This window comes from Parvularcula sp. IMCC14364 (assembly GCF_030758415.1).
In the GTDB taxonomy this organism is placed as follows: Bacteria; Pseudomonadota; Alphaproteobacteria; order Caulobacterales; family Parvularculaceae; genus Aquisalinus.
Genome location: NZ_CP132334.1, coordinates 3,167,758 through 3,185,861 on the forward strand (window position 1 = coordinate 3,167,758; position 18,104 = coordinate 3,185,861).

Here is an 18,104-nt window from a genome sequence, read left to right on the forward strand (position 1 = left end):
GGTGGAAACGAAAAAGGAAACTCCAATGAAAAAACTTACCACGATAGCTGCAATCGCGGCTGCATTTGGTCTGGGCATGACAGCCATGGCTGATGACCACGCAGAAAAATTTGATCTTAAAGCAGCGTGTGATGCATTTCAGGCTGAGTATCCTGACCAGGCTACTGGCGATTGCCAGTGCATGGCTGACAAGGCTGAAGGTGATGAAAAGGCAATGAAACAGTTCATGGCTTTTGATCCAACTGGTGAAGAACCGCTTGGTGAGGACGCAGCGAAAGTTGTCGCGGCCTGCCAGTCTGACGATATGTAAGACCACTCAGTTTGTGGTCGAAAAGAGCGCCTTATGGCGCTCTTTTTGTTTATTCGGGGTCATGCGATCCGTTAACTTCTGGTCCCTTTCTGTTACAAGACAGTATGCATGACCGTACGGCCCCTTTTTCCAGAATTGTCAAAAGCTCACCAACCAGACTGGAGCTGCGCTTTGCCTGTGATGAGGCAGCCGCCACCCGTTTGTGGGAACTGGAATTGTTGCAGGATTTTCGGCAAAAAGCCGCCCGGACACGCCGCAGCAGGCAACTGTATTTTGACACAGCGCAATGGCATCTGCGTGACTCAAATGTGAGTCTGGTGATCGAACAGGGCAACGGGCGTATTACCCAGCGCACAAAGCGCAAGCCATCAAGCGCCCTGAAAAGCGACTTCTCTTTTGAGATAGAGACGGTGCTGGCAAGTGATGCACAGCCTGATCGCCCAGTCCTGACCGGTTTTCACGCCCCGACGGATGCGCTTATCTGTGCGCATGAGAACGCGCTGTTCCCATATTTGAAGATGGAAATCGTTCAGCGACTCTCAGCGGGCGCGTATGGGGAAGCGCGGATCAGTCTTATCCACGAAACGTCAATCATCCAGGGTGTAAATCTTGAGGACAGTCTCGAAGAACAGCAGCTGGTTCTCGTGCATGCCGGTGGAGATATCAGTGACTTTCATGACTTTGCCCGTGCGCTGAGTTCCGAGGCCGGCTTGAGTCTTACCGGTTACACGGGCCAGGAGCGTGCCCTCCAGAAGCTGAAAGGAAATGCGCTGCCGGTGGTCAAGGCAGGCAAGATGGTGCTGCCAGCGGATGCGTCGGCGTTGAGTGTCGCCAGATTGTCATTTGATCAGGCTGTGCAGCAGGTCACCGCAAATGGTCAGGCCGCCGCCGCTGGCCAGCCCGATGCCATCAAACAGCTGCGTGTCGGCTTGCGCCGGTTGCGTTCGCTGGAGCGACTATTCCGCAAGTCGTTGCAGCACCCGGCACTGAACAGACTTATTCCGGCAGCAAAAGAGTACGGAAGAATACTGGGGGTTGCTCGGGATTGGGACGTGTTCATCGAAGCCACTCTGCCAGATATTCTATCTGCGCCAACGCTGGAAGAAAGCGATCAGGCAATTCTTCTCGCGCTTGCGCACGGCGCGGAAGGCCAGCGCGCCTGGGCCAGAGAAAAGGTGCGACAGGCACTTCAATCCCCCGCGTTTACCAGGCTCTGTATTGATCTGCGGGAGCAGACCGATCCTGTTCGGTGGCCTGTCGCCGGGCGCCGGGCGCTGGAAATCCCGGCAGAAGCATATGCCCGGCAGGCTTTGGGCAAGCGTCTGCGCAAGGTCAATCTCATGGGGGAAGACCTTGCGAGCGCACCAGCTCATGCGCGCCACCCGCTGCGCGTGGAATTGAAAAAGCTCCGCTATGCGGTTCAAGCTTTCAGACCGCTATACGAGAAGGAGCGCCGCAAGCCATATCTTTCGGCCATGTCGGATCTGCAGGATGCTTTTGGTGTACTGAACGATGCTGTTGTTGCCCGTGAAATGGCGCTCGCCGCGGCAACTCCGGAACGTCGTGACCAGATGGTGGATGTGCACCGCGCCATGGGTGCGAGTTTCGTCATCGGCTGGAGCGCGCAGCAATTACAAGGGCAGGCTGATATTGTCTATCAGGCCTGGTCCGCGTTCTCGCAAACGCCCCCTTTCTGGGAGGAGCTTGAACATGCATCTGGCGAAATAGCCGAAGAGCCGGTCAGGTAATCAGACCCTGTTGGCGGGCAAGTTCAGACAGGGGCTGTTGAGGGCGTGGTCCCATATGGCTGATGACTTCCGAGGCTGCTAGACTGCCGAGACTTGCACATTGCGCCATCGGCAAGTCGCGGACAAACCCGTAAATGAAGCCGCCCGCGTAGCCATCTCCAGCGCCTGTCGTGTCGACTAACTGTTCAGGTTTTATCGCGGGCACTTCTTCAATCGAGCCGTCAGGGCTCACCACAACCGAGCCTTTTTCTGACCGTGTGAGGGCCAGATATGGGGCAAGCCCGTTAAGGAGCTTTGGCGCGTCTTCGAAAACGAGCGTGTCAGCCAGCATTTTGGCTTCTTCTTCATTGGCAAAAACGATATCCACATGCTCCCGGATAAAACTCAGAAAATGATTGCGCTGGCGTTCCACGCAGCCACTGTCAGAGAGGGTAATTGCTGTCTTGCGGCCGTTGGCCTTGGCGATCTCGCAGGCTCGAACCATGGCAGCGCGGGCAACGGGTTGTTCAAACAGGTAGCCTTCGAAATAGGAGACTGCCGCGTCGGCTATTTGTGCCTCATCGATATCTGCCTCGCTGACATGCTCGGCAGCACCGATAAAGGTCATCATGGAGCGTTCTGCATCCGGCGTAACATTGATCAGGCAGCGGCCAGTTGCCGTGTGATCTGCCATGGGGGATGTTGTGAAAGACACGCCAATGTCCCCGAGGGAATTGCGAAATACACCGCCCAGCCTGTCCTGGCCCACCTTCCCGATGAAAGCCGCACTCCCGCCAAGTGACGCAAGGCAGGCGGTGGAGTTGGCCGCAGACCCACCAGCGACTTCCGTTGTTTCTCCCATTGCCTTGTAGATGGTGAGAGCGTGCTCGGCGCCGATCAGCATCATACCCCCTTTGGGGATGTCGTGCTCGGTGAGGAAGTCGTCATCACAATGGGCGAGAACATCAACAATGGCGTTGCCGACGGCGGCAAGGTCAGTGGCGTGGGACATGGTAACTCCGGTTCTTTCGATTTTGCATTTGGCTCCAGCGCGTCTTACTATGGGAACAGGTTTGCAGACACAAGAGACATAAGATCATGCTGAGATTTTCCTGTTTTTCCGTAGGCGCATTTTTTCTGCTTGCCGGGTGCACGTCTTCCAGTGCGCCACCCGAGCCAGCGGCTCCTGAGACAGCCGAGTCGGCAACATTCAGCGCGCTGGGCAATGTCTATCAGGCAGAGGCGCTTGATTTGGTTGAGGCTGATTTTATTGGTCAGCCAGTATTCCGGCTCGAGACATTTTTCGGTGATCCGACATTTGTGCGCAGCGAGGGGGTTGGTGAGTTCCGGCGTCATGACACGGACACCTGCCGGGTTTATGTGTTGATGACCGGCGGGACTGGTGTCGTTGATCGCCTAACTGTCGGGGGTGTGATGGCGGGAGATGCAAGCCCCCGGCTGCGGGACTGTCTCTGAGGATCAACCAGAAGACTCTGCAGCCCTTTCAGGCGGGGGCCCCTGCAGTGTCATCACGAGAATGACCAGCAGGGCAGCCGGTATGGTATAGCTGGCGGTGATCAGAAAGAACGCCACATAACCGACAGCGTCTGCCATCAGGCCGGAGAATCCGGCAACAAATTTGTTCAAGAGGGCGTACAGGGACGAAAACAGTGCGTATTGTGTGGCGGCGTAAGCCGGATCAACAAGGCTGGAAAGATAGGCGATGAACACGGTCGTCACGAAGCCGCCAGCGACATTATCGGCGCAGATCGCCAACGCAAGGCGCCAGACATCCGGACTTGTCTCGGCGGTCGCCGCAAACCAGGCATACGCACCGTTCGTCAGAAGAGTAAGGCCAGCCCCCACAATCATGGCGCGCATCACGCCCATTTTTTGCGCTACGATGCCGCCAATGAACAGGCCTATGATGATGGAGGCAACGCCGGGTCCGGACTGTATGCCGCCGACCATGGCGGGCGCATAACCAAGATCAGCATAGAGAGGAATGGCCATCACACCCATGGTAAAGTCACTTAATCGATAGATCATGACAAGTACTAGAATGGGGACAAGCACCAGGCCCAGACGCTCATAAACCTGAAACAGGGGGGTGCCGAACATAACATAAAGTTTGCCACGATTGGTTTCGACGACAGGTTCGCTCCCTGCATCTTGTTTCGTATTTGCAAAGGCAACAAGCCAGATGAGGCAGCCAACAGCCAGCAGGTTAGCCAAAATGACAAACAGTGACAGCCATCGGGAGTCGTCTGGCAACGCGGTGAGCGCCTGCACCAGGTCGCGTGAGAAGACAAACAGTCCGCCGAGCCCGATTATAATCAGGCGGTTCAGGAATGGTGTCTTGGTGGCGCGCAGTATAATCGGCCCGAGCGCCAGGATGATAGCACCAACAACGAAGAGGCTTTGAACAACATTTGTTCCGATACCGAACCAGGTAAGAATCCGGGCCATCACGAAAAATGCTACACCAGCTGCGATAGCGTTGGGCGGGCCTGCAAGCAGAGGCAGGTGATCTGTGCTTTGTCTCGTTTTAATGACGTCAGGTTCTTTGATAAACAGGATCAGAAACGCGCAGGCCGCCATGCTCAGTGCCATGAAGGTAAAAGACAGGTTCCAGTTGGCAAAATCTGCGACCACAAAGCCAAGGCCTGAAAAAATCAGGGCACCCCGGTAACCGAGTGAGTAGGACGCAGCCATATTGGCCTGTCTTTCTGTCGGTGCTGATCCTATGCGCCATGCGTCTATCGACACATCAAGAGTAGCGCCGGAAAAGGCCAGCAGGATGGCACCGAATGTAACCGGCCAGATACTTTCTGACGGATCAGCGGTTGCGATGATCAACAAGCCCATAACTGTACCGGCTATCGCGACCATCATCCACGAGCGCCGGTGACCAACCGCCGGGCCGAGTGCCGGGACAGTCAGTTTATCAATTATCGGTGCCCAGATGAATTTGAAGGAATAGGCAAGACCCACCCAGTAAAAGAAACCGATTGTTGAGCGCTCTATCCCTTCAAGCCTGAGCCAGTAAGAGGTTTTCTGATTAACCAGATAGAGTGGAAGACCCGAGACAAAGCCAAGAAGCAGCATTGCTGCCATTTCCGGTCTTTTATAGGGTTCGATCCAGGAGGCGATTGTGCCTGCAACGGTTTTTTTCTGCGGGGCTGTCAGCTCTTCAGTCATGGCTGTTCCTTCTTGCTGTTATCTCGCGAGCGTAACCGGATTTGTGGCGGTTTGAAGGTATTATTCCTGTAACAAGGCTGGATTGGCCGTCAGGCACTTGCCTGATGACCGGCGTCTGCTCCTGCGGTGAGGCTTTCTGATGCACGACCCCATTTTTCAATAAGCCCGATCAACTCCTGAGGTTCGAACGGTTTGGTGAGAAAATCATTCATGCCTACGGCAAGGCAGTTATCACGATCTGAGGACATGGCATTGGCTGTGAGGGCAATGATCGGGACATGTCTCTCGCTGCCTGCGAGTTCCCGAATTTTTCGGGCGGCCTCAAGGCCATCCATCTCCGGCATATGCATGTCCATCAGCACCACGTCGTAAGGAGCAGACTGAACAGCATAAAGCGCTTCGCTGCCGTTGCCCGCCACATCCACATGGTGACCGGCGCGTTTGATGATGGCGGTGGCCAGTACGGCGTTGATTTGGTTATCTTCTGCCAGAAGAACGCGATATTTTTGCGGGCTGAACGCTGGCGCGGTGGCCGGCGAGTCAAGGCGCTCGGTTTTCTGCTGCGGGATATCCCGGTCAGACAGACGCCTGAACAGGCTGGACTGGCGCATCGGTTTGATCAGATAGCCGTCAAAGCCAATGCGGCGGAATGTCTCAAGCCGCCCACGCGCAACGGGGGAGAGGAGAACAAGAGAATGGGAGGCAGCCATGCTGAGTTTCTTGCCGTGCTGGGCTGCGAAAGGCAGGTCACACAACAAGATCGCATTGCGGTGGCGACTTAAAAATGCGTGAGCATCCTCGGCATCCTCGGTTACGTGAAACTGTCTGACGCCAGCTGATTCAAGCTGCAATCTGACAATCCGTTTGAGGATGGTGGAACTGGTTACCAGCAGGACCGGGTCCTGGATCTGGCAGTCATACCGCGTGCTGTGATGGTCTGTTTTGGCCTTCAGGGGCACGGTAAAGGAGAAAACACTTCCAACATTCAGCTTGCTTTTGACCGACATTGTGCCGCCCATGGCCTGGACGATGCGCCGGGCAATGGCGAGACCGAGGCCTGTGCCTTCGAATTTTCTTGCGTGGCTCGAGTCAGCCTGGGCAAATTCTTCAAAGATATTGGTCAGGTCCTCTTGAGGAATACCGACACCCGTATCATGCACATCAATGCGAATGTTCTCGACACCCGGCTCATCGTGGTGCTCCGCCCGAATTTCAATCGTGACGCCGCCTGTTTCGGTAAATTTGACGCCATTGCCCGCCAGATTGAGAAGAACCTGGCGCAAACGGGCCTCATCAGCCATCAATCGAAGCGGTACAGAGGGGTCAACATAGGTTGCGATCTCAAGGTCCTTGTGCGCTGCACGGGGCGACAGAAGCTCCGCGACACTCTGAGCCAGCGAGAGAGGATCAACAACTGACTCTTCAAGATCAATGCGACCAGCGTCAATCTTGGAATAGTCCAGAATGTCGTTGATAAGGGCGAGAAGAGCGGAGCCTGATTCCCGAATGGCCTCGGCATAGGCTTTCTGATTTGCATCAAGCCCTGTGTCCATCATCAAGCCGGTCATGCCAAGAATGCCATTAAGGGGCGTGCGCATCTCGTGGCTCATCGTAGCCAGAAAGCGCATCTTTGTGTCATTGCCGGTTTCTGCGTTGCGGGCTGTGGCCCGCAGCGTAATCTCCTCAGCCTTGCGATCGGTAATATCGCGCCCGATGAACGTGCGATGACCCGTGACGGAATCTGTTTGTTGCCACTCCAGCCAGTAGACCCGTTCATTGACGGAAAACATGTTTTCAAAGCGGCCTGGTGTGGCGATGTCACCAGAAACGGCATTCAAGCGGGCTGGGGGCCTCTGGGCAAACATCTCCAGAGCCTTGCCCTGCCAGTCAGTCTGAGTCCCGCCGAAAAGTCGGCACCATGCTTCATTAACATAGAGGCATCGTTGTTGCGTGTCAGTGACAACGACAAGTTCACTCAACGTATCCAGAATATCTGTGGGGGTAATCGTCATCAAAGTGCGCCCTTTCAAAAGGCAAATTTGCAGACAGACTTTGAGAAACGGTTAAGCATAAGCGGGGATTGCAGATGAAAATGACCATGCCTTCGGTTGCGTAGGAAAATCTGCAGGAGCAGGCATGTCCTTGATCAGTTTTAGGTTGCGACCCGGAACTCACTGCCGGCTGATTTTTCTTCGCGTCGGCGATAGCTGATGGCTTCTGCAATATGCCGCCGCATAACGGCGTCATTACCATCAAGGTCTGCCAGTGTCCGGGCAACGCGCAAGGTGCGGGTATAGGCTCTGGCCGTCAGATTCAATGTTTCGGCAGCCCGCACCAGAAGGTTTGCGCCGTCGGCATCCGGTTTGGCGACTTGCTCCAGCAGCGGATCGGGCAGTTTGGCGTTGGTCAATGCCGGGCTGGTCGCAAATCCGGTTTGGGGCGTGTTGCCTGTATCCGGGGTAAGTTTTTTTGCCCGGTCTTCCTGTGCAGATCTGGCATTGGCGACGCGTTTGGCAACGATGGCTGTGGTCTCACCATCTGCCGGTGCGGCGAGATCCATGGCCGTTACAGGGGGCGTCTCGATTGAAAGGTCCATCCGGTCGAGAAAAGGACCAGAGACACGGGACTGGTAGACTTCTTCACAGTTTGGTCCGCGCCCACAGGCGCGCCCGGACGCTTTGCCATAGCCACAGCGGCACGGGTTCATGGCAGCAACAAGCTGAAAACGGGCGGGATATCGTACATGGGCATTGGCCCGCGCGATGATAATGTCACCTGTCTCCAGTGGTTGACGCAGGCTGTCGAGAACGGGTGCTGAGAATTCCGGCAATTCATCAAGGAACAGGATCCCATGATGAGCGAGCGATGCTTCGCCGGGGCGCACCCGAATGCCGCCGCCAACCATGGCTGCCATAGAGGCGGAGTGATGCGGCGCGCGAAAAGGTCTTATGCGGGAAATTTTGCCTCCTTCAATCAATCCGGCAAGAGACTGGATCATTGAAATCTCAAGCATCTCTGTCGGCGAAAGAGGCGGCAGAAGACCTGGCAGGCGCGCTGCCAGCATGGACTTGCCAGAGCCCGGCGGGCCAGACATGAGGAGGTTATGTCCCCCTGCGGCAGCGATTTCCAGCGCCCGTTTGGCACTTTCCTGTCCTTTGACATCACGCAGGTCCGGTGTTGAGGGTGTATCAGACAAGGCGCCGGGGACGGGGCTTGCAAGGATTTGCGTCCCCTTGAAGTGATTGACCAGCTGGATGAGGCTGCCCGGCGCAATAATCTCGGCCTCACCCCCCGCCCAGGCTGCTTCCGGGCCATTGGCTGCAGGGCAGATAAACCCGAGGTCAAGGCCATTGGCAGCGACAGCCGCGGGTAATGAACCCATGGTTGGCATGATGCTGCCGTCAAGACCAACCTCTCCCATGACGGCAAAACCTTCAGCGAGGTCTTTGGAGACAGCCCCAATTTCCATCATGATGGCGAGGGCAATGGGCAAGTCGAAATGACTGCCTTCCTTGGGCAAATCTGCCGGAGCAAGATTAACTGTAATACGGTCTGGCGGCAGGCCAAGGCCGACAGCTGAAAAAGCGGCCCGCACCCGCTCACGGGCTTCAGATACCGCTTTGTCGGGCAGGCCTACAATAGTGATGCCGTTATGACCGCCAGTGACCTGCGCCTGCACTTTGACAGGTCGCGCATCCACGCCCTCAAAAGCAAATGTGGTGACTTCGGCAACCATGCTCTCTCTCCAGTAATGTGGAGAAACCAATATGTCAGATTGGCTCAAGAGTCAAGAACAAAATAAGAACATGAGTTTTGCCTGATCAGGTGAGACGATCACCAATCCAACTTGCAATGCGGGCATATACCTGCTCCCGCTCGGGGTCATTATGGATCTCGTGGAAGCCGTCTGCAACCATTTCGAATGTGCAATGATCCCCTATATCTCTGACGAATGCGGCACTTGCTGCGCAGGAGGTGAGAAGATCCTGATCCCCATGCATCAGCAGCAGCGGTTCTTGCCACAGCGCTGCATTCTCGCGCACCCAGGCACCGGTATCAATCAGATCCAGGCCGAGTGCGATGCAGATCTTGTCATGCACCAGTGGGTCATTGATGTAGGCTTTTACAGCTGCTTCGTCTTTTGAAACGGTGCTCGGGTCGATCCCGTTGGAGGCGGCGAGCTTGGGCAGCAGCGGACGCAGCAAGCGCATGATGGAAAGCTGTATTCCTGGTGGCAGCTCAACGGGCTCCAGAGCTGGTGCCTGAGAAATAAAACCTGCCAGATCTGCTGGCGGGCGTTGCAGGCCATAGGTCAGCACAAGCAGGCCGCCCATGGAATGCCCCATCAGAAAATGCGGTAGGCCGGGCAAGCCTTCGCGGCTGTAATCGAGCAGCGCGTCGATATCATCCAGCATCAGGTCCATGCTTTTACAGACGCCGCGTCCACCGGGTGTTTTGCCATGGCCATGCAGATCAATCAGGTTAACGGCTATGCCCTGCTGATTCAGCCAGCTGGCCATTTCATGATAGCGGCCGGAATGTTCGCCAAGACCATGAACAAGGCTGAGGACAGCTTTGGGGGCTTCCGGGACGTGACTGCGCCCGAACAGGGTTTGACCGTCGGTTGCGTTCTGGGTGGTGAAAGTTGTTTCGCTCATCCTCTCCCTATGCCTGAAATTGAGACCTTTGGCGAGAGGCCCGTTATCCGGCCCGTTATCCGGTATGGCGTAGCGGGATAGAATTATGGAAAGCCATAATATGATCTCATCATTGCCACAGCCATCAGCATAATATGCATGACACTCTAACGGGAGGACGGGATGTCCGAGGCCACTTCAGGACAGGGTGACAATCGTGTTGACCGCACGCTGGCGCTTGTCATGCCGCAGCTTGAGCAATGGCTGGGTAGATCGTTGCCCGGCTGGCTGGTAAAGGCGAGCACGGAGTTTCTGGTTTTCGGCGTCAAACAGGCCTGGGCCTGCCTTTTCGGGGGGCTGCTCCTGTTCGCGATAGTGGCCACAGGTTTCTGGTATCCAGCGGACTGGGCGCTGGCCCGGTATGACTTTCTGTTTCTCTATGCGGTCGGCATTCAGGTGACTTTCTTGGTGACCCGACTGGAGCGTCCGCCGGAAGCGCTTGTCATCCTGATCTTTCATGTGGTCGGTACAGTGATGGAATTGTTCAAAACCAGTGTTGGTTCCTGGGTGTATCCAGAGGCGAATTTCTTCCGGCTGGAGTTTGCCGGTGGCATGGTGCCGCTTTTCTCGGGCTTTATGTATGCAGCGGTCGGGTCTTATCTGGCGCGCGTTTCCCGAACCCATGATTTTCAGTTCACGCATTATCCACCGCTATGGCAGACAGGCCTGTTGGCCTTAATGGTTTATGTGAATTTTTTCAGTCACCATTTCCTGCCGGATATCCGTCTGGCCCTGTTTGGCTTTGCCGGGCTTCTTTACTGGCGCACGTGGGTCTATTTTCGGGTCTGGCGCTGGCAACACAGGATGCCGCTGTTGCTGGGCTTCCTGCTGGTTGCGCTGTTTATCTGGCTTGCCGAAAATATCGGTACATTCGCCGGGGCGTGGCTCTATCCTGACCAGCAGAGCGGCTGGCGGATCGTGTCCCTGGCCAAGATGGGCTCATGGTATCTTTTGATGATCATCTCATGGGTGTTGGTAACCTTAGTGCATCGGCCCAAAAAGACATGAGATAGTCATTCCTGGACAGAAAAGGTCCTGCTGTGGGGATAATATGATCCAGAGGCGGATTTATGAGTGTCTATTGAGCCTCAACCCAGTCCCAGAAAAGTATTGAAATATCGGCGCCGCCGAATTTTCGCACCTCTTGTATGCCGGTGGGGGAGGTCACATTGATCTCTGTCAGCCAGTCACCAATCACATCAATGCCCACAAATATCAGGCCGCGCTCAGAGAGAGCCGGCCCGATGCGCTCACAGATTTCCCTGTCGCGGGCTGATATATCAACCGCTGTGGCAACGCCGCCAACATGCATGTTGGAGCGGACTTCATCGGCACTCGGTATACGATTTATCGCGCCAACGGGTTTTCCATCAATCAGAATGATGCGCTTGTCGCCGGCGCGTACATCTTTCAGATAGGCTTGGGCGATCACCGGCTCACGGTAAAACTGCGAAAACATTTCCAAAAGCGAAGAGAAGTTCTGGTCATCAGGACGCACACGGAAAACACCGGCCCCGCCATTGCCATAAAGCGGCTTCAGGATAATATCTTCATGCTCCTCCCGGAAGCGGCGCAGTGCTGGCTCATCGGATGTGATAAGTGTTGGCGGGTGCAGGTCGGGAAATTCAGTAACAAATAGTTTTTCCGGGGCGTTGCGGATTTCTTTCGGGTTATTCAGTACCAGCACGTCCTGCATCAGATGTTCGAGGATGTGGCAGGCGGTGATATAGCCCATGTCGAAGGGAGGATCCTGCCGGACAAGCAACACATCCATATCGTGCAGTGAGACATCTTCCTCGTCGGCCCAGCTTACATGACCGCCAGCAGTGCGGCCAAAGGTGGCGACCTTTGTGGTGCGAGCCGCAACACGGCCATTTTCAAGGCGCAGGGTTTCCGGCTGATATATCCAGATGCTGTGACCGCGGCTGAAGGCTTCCAGTGCTAGATCGAACGTGGTGTCAGCGTTGATATCAACCGCTTCCATCGGGTCCATCTGAATGGCAATTTTCAGCGCAGGCATACGCATCTCCTGAATCTCTGGAGTGGCGTATGAACCTCCTGCCTTGCTGTCAAGCGCAGGCGCGGTTTCGTATCAGGGATTGTGTTGTCAGGGCTTGATGGCGAGCTTGCACAACAGCGCCGCGCCCAGCAGGCCGAGTGCAATGTAATCTGCCCGGACAATATTTCCTATTTGCTCATTATACTCACCTGTCATCTGTGCAATCAGGATGAAACCGACCATGCTCACGAAGCCTGCCATGATGGCATATGTGTGAAGCTGCGCGCGAAAAGCGGCGAACATCATAAAGCCGCCTAGCAGGCCAAAGAGCAAAGCGCGATGACGCAACAGTATTTCTGTATTCGGATCAGAAAGCGTGATGCCATAGGCGCGCGCAATTCGGTCAGCCGATGTTATCGCCAGAATAGGCAGGAAATTTACCAGGCCCGCCAGAAAAATGAATATGGATGCAATATGGTGCAACATTCGATCAGATGAGCACCATCGCAAGGCGTGTTCAATTCTGCGCCATATATCTTTTGTGCATATGGTTTATGCCAGAATCAGTGCGCTGTTGCCCGGGTTTGGCGACGCGGATCACCCACATAGAGCACATGACTGATGACTTTCCGCACACCCCTGATGTTTCGGGCGTGGTCTGTCACGCGGGTCAGTTCTGCCGGCCCCTGGGAGACGCCGAGGATATAGACAATACCACCGGAAACGGCGATCTGGTAATTCGCGCGATACACGCCGTTATCTGCCAATAATGCGAAACCCAGTTTCTCGTCGATTAGTGCATCTGAGGTGCCCTGATTGAAGGTTGTCTTCGGGCCGATGAAGATTTCGTTCATGACCTCTTCCACATTGGCAGACCGTAAGGCCAGCTCTTCCAGATGTCTCTTGCCCTCACGGGTGCGCATGGTGCCGGTCAACAGAACACGACCTTCGTAAACGGTCAGGTCCACATCTGAGTAATCATACAACTCGTCATCAAACAGACGCGCACGCAGATTGAGGTCTGCAGCAACGTCATCAACGCCGCCGCCAAAAGTCCGGTTCGTGGCGCAGCCGGCAATCATTGTGCTGGCCGCTGCTGCCAAAAGAAATGCCTTGATGAATGTGAGCCGCATGAAAGCCTCCTTGGTTATATTTCAATCAATAGCCTGTTCATTCTGGCAGAAAAGGGTCTTTACCCTGCAATTGTGTTTCCTCAGTCACCACTGCGCCACGCATCACGCCTGTGCTGCCAGTTTCGCCAGCCCGACATAGCGAAAACGTCAAAGCGAAAGACCGGTACGGGCGTCAGGCGTTTTGTCTGGGCATAGGCTGACGCAGCCTGCTCGATCCGGCGCCGGTTTTGCCAGCCAACCGCCTCAATGGCAGAAGTCACAGATTTTCGGGACTTTACTTCGACAAAGACGAGTGTCCCGTTCCGGCTGGCAATAATATCAATTTCCCCGACGGAGCATTTCCAGCGTCTTGCCAGAATACGGTATCCCTTGAGGCTGAGTATGGCCACGGCGAAGTGCTCTGCAAACCGGCCCCGGCGTTCTGACTTGCGTTTCTCGGTCATGGTCGTTTCAGGCCAAGCGCAAGATTATAAAGGGTTTTTCTAGACATACTGGTTAGCTCGGCAGCCAGACTGGCCGCGTCTTTCACAGAGTTTTCAGCCAGCAGATCAATCATCAGGCCCGTCAGTTCCTCCTCAGACCATTGCCGAGCCTGTGGTGGGTGGACAACCAGCACGATCTCTCCGCGTGGTGGCTGGAGCGAGTAATGCGCCGCCAAGTCAGGCGCCATACCTGTGCGCACTTCTTCGTGCAGTTTGGTCAGCTCCCGCGCGATGGCGATTTCCCGGTCGCCCAGAATGTCGCCAATGTCCAGCAGGGCATCGGCCAATCGCGGGCCGGTCTCATAAAAGACCAGACTGGCGACCACAGACTTCAACTCAGTCAGCATTTTTTTGCGTGCCATGGTTTTCGTCGGCAAAAAACCGGCAAAAAGGAATTGATCGGTTGGGGCGCCAGCAATGGTCAGGCCCGCAATGGCGGCACAGGCACCTGGAATGGTATAAACGGTGATACCGGCTTCACGTACATCCCTGACGAGTTTGTATCCCGGATCAGAAATCAATGGTGTACCGGCATCCGAAACCAAGGCAATGACTTGGTCGTTTTGTAACCGTTCCAGTATCTGGGGGCGCATCTCTTCGCCATTATGGTCATGATACGCCGTGAGCTGGGTCTTGATATCGTAAGCCTGACAGAGTTTGGCGGTGACCCGTTTGTCTTCACAGAGGATCAGGTCCGCCTGCTGCAGGATTTCGATCGCGCGAAAGGTAATGTCTTTCAGATTACCTATCGGTGTTGCCGTCACATAAAGGCCCGGTTCAAAACTCATGCTGACTGCCATGAAAGGCACCTTGGCTGAGGTCAAGGGTGGTTTGACATGCAGCTGCATGTTTGCGGTTGCTCTTTGGATGCAACCGGATAGTGTACGGGACAAGTATATGGTTAATGCCGACAAGGGTGCGGCGAGGATGTTTCAGAAAGGTGTCAGAGGTATGATGAACCGTTTCGGCTCTGGAATAATAAAGAAGTCGGCTGCATTATGTGCGCTTGCCGGTCTGTTGGCGGCCTGTGAGACAATGGACCAGCCGCGTGGACCTGTCATCACGCGACCTGCGCCGCCACAAACTGTTCCCTATGAGCCGGAGCCTCAGGAAGAGGTTTACAACGAGGAGGCATTTGTCACCACAGAGGCCCTGCAGGTTGACGGGCGAAAGCCGATCAGGGTGGCGTTACTTTTACCGTTCACATCCACATCCGAAAATGTGGAAAAAGTTTCTGAGGCCATGTCCAATGCGGCACAGCTGGCTGTTTTTGAAAGCGGCAATGACCGCTTCCTGCTAATCTCTAAAGACACCAAGGGAACCCCGGAAGGTGCGCAGGCTGCCGCTCAGGAAGCCTTGCGCGAAGGGGCGGAACTGGTGCTTGGGCCGCTGTTCTCGGACTCTGTTGAGGCAGCCGCGCAGTTAACGCGCTCTGCGGGCGTGCCAATGATCGCCTTTTCTTCCGATATGCGTATCGCGGGTAACGGTGTTTACCTGCTCAGCTTCCCGCCCGAGATGGAAATCGCACGGGTAACAGATTACGCAGTGAAGAACGGCTTTATGCGCTTTGGCCTTCTGACTCCCCGCTCGGAATATGGACAGCGCGTCAGCAGTTCCTTTGCCGAGGAAGCCTATGTGCGCGGTGGTATTGTTGTGCATGAGGAGAGCTATGAGCAATCGCCGGATGCAATGTTGCAACCAGCCAAGAGGCTCGCTCAATATGCCGATAAATGCTCAAGCGAAGATAACGATCTGCGCCTTTCCAATCCTATGCCTGGTGACCCTTACGCGGCAGGCTCTGGAGGCTTTCAGGCTGTTTTGATGCCGGAACAAGGCACACTTTTACGGGCTCTTGCGCCATTGTTGCCGTATTATGATGTCAATGTGAACTGCATCAAGTTGCTGGGTGTCAGTGCCTGGAACAACCCCAGGCTGACTCGTGAACCAGCTCTTGCGGGGGGCTGGTTTGCAGCGCCCGATCCGTCTCAGTCAGAGAAGTTTCGTAATCAGTATAGCAGCGTTTATGCGGAAAACCCGCCGCGACTGGCATCTCTTGCCTATGATGCAGCCCTGCTGGCGGCCCGTCTTGGTCTGAATCCAAAGGGAATGCGTTTCGTGCCGCAGAATATTGCAGATCCCAATGGCTTTCTCGGCGCGGACGGACTGTTTCGCCTGACGCAAGATGGTCGTGTCGAGCGCGGATTGGCAATACTGGAGATACGCCAGTCTGGCATCCGGGTTGTAGACCCTGCACCGCAGAGTTTCATGATGGCGCCCGCCATTGATGCGTACGGGAACACAACCGGCTTTTAGCATCAGCCGGTACGGCCTGACCCTTCGGGGCTTGTCAGCAGTTCGACGGCTATCCTGTTGAGCAGTTTGCGACCCTTGGGCGTCAGGCAGAGTGTCCTGGCGGTACAATGCGCCAGGTTTTCTCCTTCGAGGTTCTGAATGACCTCTTCAGGCAAGGGCGCGCCGGACAGTTTTTCATAGATGTCCATATCAATGCCTGACTGAAGGCGCAGTCCCATCAACAGATATTCTGCGCCCTGGCCCTGTGACGAGAGTGTTTCTGTCTGGAATTTCCGAGAAGGGGGTTCGGTCAGATAATCCGCAGGCTTGAGGGTTGTGGAAATCGCCAACCTGTCGCTGCCTTGTGAAAGGCGCCCATGGGCACCGGGGCCAATGCCAATATAGTCCTTGTGCGTCCAATATAGCATATTGTGCCGGGATTCATCACCTTCTGCGGCGTGATTGGATACCTCATAGGCAGGCTTTCCGGCAGCCGCGCATGTATCCTGCGTCAGATCGTAGAAATCTGCCTGCAGGGGGTCTGCTGGCAAGGCCCAGTCCTGCCGGTCAACAGCTTTCTGGAAAGCGGTATCCGGTTCAACGGTCAGTTGGTACAAGGAGAGATGTTGAACACCTGTTGCCAGTGCCGCGCCCAATTCCTCTGCCCACTGTTTCAGGCTTTGGTCAGGCCGGGCATAGATAAGGTCCAGCGTGGTGCGGTCAAAAACAGTCAGGGCAAGGTCAAGGGCTGCGCGGGCCTCGGCGGCTGAGTGATTGCGCCCCAGGAATTTCAGGGCATTGGTATTGAAAGACTGGATGCCCAGAGACAGGCGGTTGATGCCAGCTTTCCTGAAGTCGCTGAAGCGTGCCTGCTCAGCATCTGTCGGATTTGCCTCAAGCGTAATTTCAATATTATCAGAGGGTGACCAGAGCTCTGCGCATGTCTCAACAAGTCTTCCAACAAGTTCCGGAGGCATCAGGGAAGGTGTGCCACCACCAAAATAAATGCTGCTCAGATTGCGCTGTCCGGTCTGTGCGGCAAACCATCGCAAGTCGTCGACCAGCACGCTCTCCCAGAGATCTGCTCGCACGTCACGGTTTCGATAGACGTTGAAATCGCAATAGGGGCAGATGCGCGTGCAATACGGCCAATGGATATAGACGCCAAATCCCATCATGCATTAAGCCGTGATGGCTTCCCTTTCCACGGCTGTGCGCCGGACCTGCGGATACGTCGCGAAGCGAGCCCGATTATCTGGCCGCGTATGGGTAAAGTCAGAAACACTTATTCAGCATGGCCTCTACAGCCAGCGCTCGATGGGAGATGGTTTTCTTTTCATCGGCGGGTATTTCCGCAAATGTCTGGGTTCTGCCAAGCGGCATGAACATCGGATCATAGCCGAAGCCGCCCTCTCCGCGCGGCGGCCAGATCAGCTTGCCGGCGCATTCCCCGCGCACCACTTCTGTATGGCCATCCGGCCAGGCCAGCGTCAGGACACATATAAAGGCAGCAGAGCGGTCTTCATTGCCAGCCGCATGCAACCCGTCTTCCACTCTTTGCATGGCAGCCAGAAAATCTTTTTCTGGTCCGGCCCATCTGGCGGAATATATGCCAGGATCGCCATTTAGGGCAGTGACAGCGAGGCCGGAATCATCAGCCAGAGCAGGTAATTCACTGGCCTGTGCAGCGGCGAGCGCTTTCAGGGCGGAATTGGCTTCAAAGGTGTCCCCCGTTTCCTCTGGTTCTGGCAGATTCAGGTCGCCGGCAGAAAGAACGGTGACACCCATCGGGGCTAAAAGACCGGAAAATTCGGCCAGTTTGCCCTTGTTGTGGGTCGCGAGGACCAGTTTTTTGTCAAAAAATTTCCTAGTCATTTCAATGAGTTAAAACACCTCATGTTGAAAAACGACAAAAAAATATCGTTTTTCAATAAAAAGCACTTGCATCGTTTTTCGATATGTCTATATTGATAAACAATAAGGCCGAACAAAAAACGACGGCCAGAGAGTACCGAGTAAGACGACCCAAGAAAAAAGGGCGGAAAAGCAAAAAGCCAAACCGCCCGAAGTTAAAAACGATAGTTTGAGAAACAGAAATTGGAGATTTCACATGTCTAACAAACAGAACACTAAATTCGCTGGTTTTGGCCAGTTTGTCAATATCACAGCTTCAGTAGCTGTCGTGGCGTTGATCGCCCTCGGCTATGCAAGCGCGATTTCCGACCTGCCTGTCACCATCTGACGCGGGAACGAACAGGGCGGC

18 protein-coding genes are annotated in these 18,104 nt (G+C 55.1%); 6 read left to right on the plus strand and 12 right to left on the minus strand.

Going from position 1 to position 18,104, the window contains the following annotated elements:
- Positions 1-25 precede the first annotated feature (25 nt).
- Positions 26-310 carry a hypothetical protein gene (locus RAL90_RS14845; protein WP_306252014.1) on the plus strand — a complete coding sequence of 95 codons (285 nt, stop codon included), beginning with the start codon at positions 26-28 and terminating at the stop codon, positions 308-310.
- A gap of 104 nt (positions 311-414) precedes the next feature.
- Positions 415-2,058 carry a CHAD domain-containing protein gene (locus RAL90_RS14850; protein ID WP_306252016.1) on the plus strand — a complete coding sequence of 548 codons (1,644 nt, stop codon included), beginning with the start codon at positions 415-417 and terminating at the stop codon, positions 2,056-2,058.
- On the opposite strand, the gene RAL90_RS14855 is transcribed toward RAL90_RS14850, so the two are convergent.
- Positions 2,051-3,049 (minus strand): adenosine kinase, encoded by a 999-nt coding sequence (locus tag RAL90_RS14855; RefSeq protein ID WP_306252018.1) that lies wholly within the window; start codon positions 3,047-3,049, stop codon positions 2,051-2,053. The genes RAL90_RS14850 and RAL90_RS14855 overlap by 8 nt on opposite strands.
- Before the next feature lie 86 nt (positions 3,050-3,135).
- On the opposite strand from RAL90_RS14855, the gene RAL90_RS14860 reads away from it, so the two are divergent.
- Complete coding sequence (locus tag RAL90_RS14860; protein WP_306252020.1) at positions 3,136-3,513, plus strand: hypothetical protein; 378 nt, start codon at positions 3,136-3,138, stop codon at positions 3,511-3,513.
- Between the two features lie 3 nt (positions 3,514-3,516).
- Here RAL90_RS14860 and RAL90_RS14865 read toward each other — a convergent pair whose 3' ends face one another.
- The 4 genes from RAL90_RS14865 to RAL90_RS14880 form a co-directional block, all read right to left on the minus strand.
- Positions 3,517-5,238: an MFS transporter gene (locus RAL90_RS14865; RefSeq protein ID WP_306252021.1), complete on the minus strand. Its 1,722-nt coding sequence runs from the start codon at positions 5,236-5,238 to the stop codon at positions 3,517-3,519.
- Between the two features lie 89 nt (positions 5,239-5,327).
- A complete protein-coding gene (locus RAL90_RS14870; protein WP_306252023.1) occupies positions 5,328-7,250 on the minus strand; it encodes a response regulator in 1,923 nt (640 codons plus the stop codon).
- A gap of 140 nt (positions 7,251-7,390) precedes the next feature.
- The gene (locus RAL90_RS14875) at positions 7,391-8,974 is read right to left on the minus strand and encodes a YifB family Mg chelatase-like AAA ATPase (protein WP_306252025.1); all 1,584 of its coding nucleotides are present in this window, start codon (positions 8,972-8,974) and stop codon (positions 7,391-7,393) included.
- Between the two features lie 85 nt (positions 8,975-9,059).
- Entirely contained in the window at positions 9,060-9,896 is an 837-nt protein-coding gene (locus RAL90_RS14880) for an alpha/beta hydrolase (RefSeq protein WP_306252027.1), read from the minus strand.
- A gap of 222 nt (positions 9,897-10,118) precedes the next feature.
- Between RAL90_RS14880 and RAL90_RS14885 the strand changes: the two genes are divergently transcribed.
- Complete coding sequence (locus RAL90_RS14885) at positions 10,119-10,943, plus strand: DUF817 domain-containing protein (protein ID WP_372340485.1); 825 nt, start codon at positions 10,119-10,121, stop codon at positions 10,941-10,943.
- A gap of 70 nt (positions 10,944-11,013) precedes the next feature.
- Here RAL90_RS14885 and gshB read toward each other — a convergent pair whose 3' ends face one another.
- The 5 genes from gshB to rsmI form a co-directional block, all read right to left on the minus strand.
- Positions 11,014-11,955, minus strand: a complete 942-nt coding sequence (gene gshB / locus RAL90_RS14890) for a glutathione synthase (protein ID WP_306252033.1) — start codon at positions 11,953-11,955, stop codon at positions 11,014-11,016.
- Between the two features lie 87 nt (positions 11,956-12,042).
- Positions 12,043-12,420 carry a hypothetical protein gene (locus RAL90_RS14895; protein ID WP_306252035.1) on the minus strand — a complete coding sequence of 126 codons (378 nt, stop codon included), beginning with the start codon at positions 12,418-12,420 and terminating at the stop codon, positions 12,043-12,045.
- Positions 12,421-12,497: 77 nt separating this feature from the next.
- On the minus strand, positions 12,498-13,067 hold the full coding sequence (locus RAL90_RS14900; protein WP_306252037.1) for a BON domain-containing protein: 570 nt from the start codon (positions 13,065-13,067) through the stop codon (positions 12,498-12,500).
- Positions 13,068-13,147: 80 nt separating this feature from the next.
- Positions 13,148-13,510: a YraN family protein gene (locus tag RAL90_RS14905; RefSeq protein ID WP_306252038.1), complete on the minus strand. Its 363-nt coding sequence runs from the start codon at positions 13,508-13,510 to the stop codon at positions 13,148-13,150.
- The gene (gene rsmI, locus RAL90_RS14910; RefSeq protein WP_306252040.1) at positions 13,507-14,349 is read right to left on the minus strand and encodes a 16S rRNA (cytidine(1402)-2'-O)-methyltransferase; all 843 of its coding nucleotides are present in this window, start codon (positions 14,347-14,349) and stop codon (positions 13,507-13,509) included. Before rsmI ends, RAL90_RS14905 begins: the two co-directional genes overlap by 4 nt.
- A 151-nt stretch (positions 14,350-14,500) precedes the next feature.
- Between rsmI and RAL90_RS14915 the strand changes: the two genes are divergently transcribed.
- The gene (locus RAL90_RS14915; RefSeq protein ID WP_306252042.1) at positions 14,501-15,862 is read left to right on the plus strand and encodes a penicillin-binding protein activator; all 1,362 of its coding nucleotides are present in this window, start codon (positions 14,501-14,503) and stop codon (positions 15,860-15,862) included.
- 2 nt (positions 15,863-15,864) lie between these two features.
- Here the strand turns inward: RAL90_RS14915 and hemW are convergent, their stop codons facing one another.
- Together hemW and rdgB are read right to left on the minus strand one after the other, a co-directional pair.
- Entirely contained in the window at positions 15,865-17,019 is a 1,155-nt protein-coding gene (gene hemW / locus RAL90_RS14920) for a radical SAM family heme chaperone HemW (RefSeq protein ID WP_306252044.1), read from the minus strand.
- Between the two features lie 97 nt (positions 17,020-17,116).
- Entirely contained in the window at positions 17,117-17,716 is a 600-nt protein-coding gene (gene rdgB / locus RAL90_RS14925) for an RdgB/HAM1 family non-canonical purine NTP pyrophosphatase (RefSeq protein ID WP_306252046.1), read from the minus strand.
- A 235-nt stretch (positions 17,717-17,951) separates the two neighbouring features.
- Here rdgB and RAL90_RS14930 point away from each other — a divergent pair, with 235 nt between their 5' ends.
- Positions 17,952-18,083, plus strand: coding sequence for a hypothetical protein (locus RAL90_RS14930; RefSeq protein ID WP_306252048.1), 132 nt, complete (start codon positions 17,952-17,954; stop codon positions 18,081-18,083).
- Positions 18,084-18,104 lie beyond the last annotated feature (21 nt).

Bases quoted from the DNA above. Each gene is read 5' to 3' on its own strand.
- RAL90_RS14875 (WP_306252025.1), bottom strand. From the start codon at position 8,974: ATGGTTGCCGAAGTCACCACATTTGCTTTTGAGGGCGTGGATGCGCGA.
- RAL90_RS14930 (WP_306252048.1), top strand. From the start codon at position 17,952: ATGTCTAACAAACAGAACACTAAATTCGCTGGTTTTGGCCAGTTTGTC.
- RAL90_RS14850 (WP_306252016.1), top strand. From the start codon at position 415: ATGCATGACCGTACGGCCCCTTTTTCCAGAATTGTCAAAAGCTCACCA.
- rsmI (WP_306252040.1), bottom strand. From the start codon at position 14,349: ATGGCAGTCAGCATGAGTTTTGAACCGGGCCTTTATGTGACGGCAACA.
- RAL90_RS14905 (WP_306252038.1), bottom strand. From the start codon at position 13,510: ATGACCGAGAAACGCAAGTCAGAACGCCGGGGCCGGTTTGCAGAGCAC.
- RAL90_RS14885 (WP_372340485.1), top strand. From the start codon at position 10,119: ATGCCGCAGCTTGAGCAATGGCTGGGTAGATCGTTGCCCGGCTGGCTG.
- RAL90_RS14845 (WP_306252014.1), top strand. From the start codon at position 26: ATGAAAAAACTTACCACGATAGCTGCAATCGCGGCTGCATTTGGTCTG.
- RAL90_RS14870 (WP_306252023.1), bottom strand. From the start codon at position 7,250: ATGACGATTACCCCCACAGATATTCTGGATACGTTGAGTGAACTTGTC.
- gshB (WP_306252033.1), bottom strand. From the start codon at position 11,955: ATGCCTGCGCTGAAAATTGCCATTCAGATGGACCCGATGGAAGCGGTT.
- hemW (WP_306252044.1), bottom strand. From the start codon at position 17,019: ATGATGGGATTTGGCGTCTATATCCATTGGCCGTATTGCACGCGCATC.
- RAL90_RS14860 (WP_306252020.1), top strand. From the start codon at position 3,136: ATGCTGAGATTTTCCTGTTTTTCCGTAGGCGCATTTTTTCTGCTTGCC.
- RAL90_RS14855 (WP_306252018.1), bottom strand. From the start codon at position 3,049: ATGTCCCACGCCACTGACCTTGCCGCCGTCGGCAACGCCATTGTTGAT.
- RAL90_RS14865 (WP_306252021.1), bottom strand. From the start codon at position 5,238: ATGACTGAAGAGCTGACAGCCCCGCAGAAAAAAACCGTTGCAGGCACA.
- RAL90_RS14915 (WP_306252042.1), top strand. From the start codon at position 14,501: ATGATGAACCGTTTCGGCTCTGGAATAATAAAGAAGTCGGCTGCATTA.
- RAL90_RS14900 (WP_306252037.1), bottom strand. From the start codon at position 13,067: ATGCGGCTCACATTCATCAAGGCATTTCTTTTGGCAGCAGCGGCCAGC.
- rdgB (WP_306252046.1), bottom strand. From the start codon at position 17,716: ATGACTAGGAAATTTTTTGACAAAAAACTGGTCCTCGCGACCCACAAC.
- RAL90_RS14880 (WP_306252027.1), bottom strand. From the start codon at position 9,896: ATGAGCGAAACAACTTTCACCACCCAGAACGCAACCGACGGTCAAACC.
- RAL90_RS14895 (WP_306252035.1), bottom strand. From the start codon at position 12,420: ATGTTGCACCATATTGCATCCATATTCATTTTTCTGGCGGGCCTGGTA.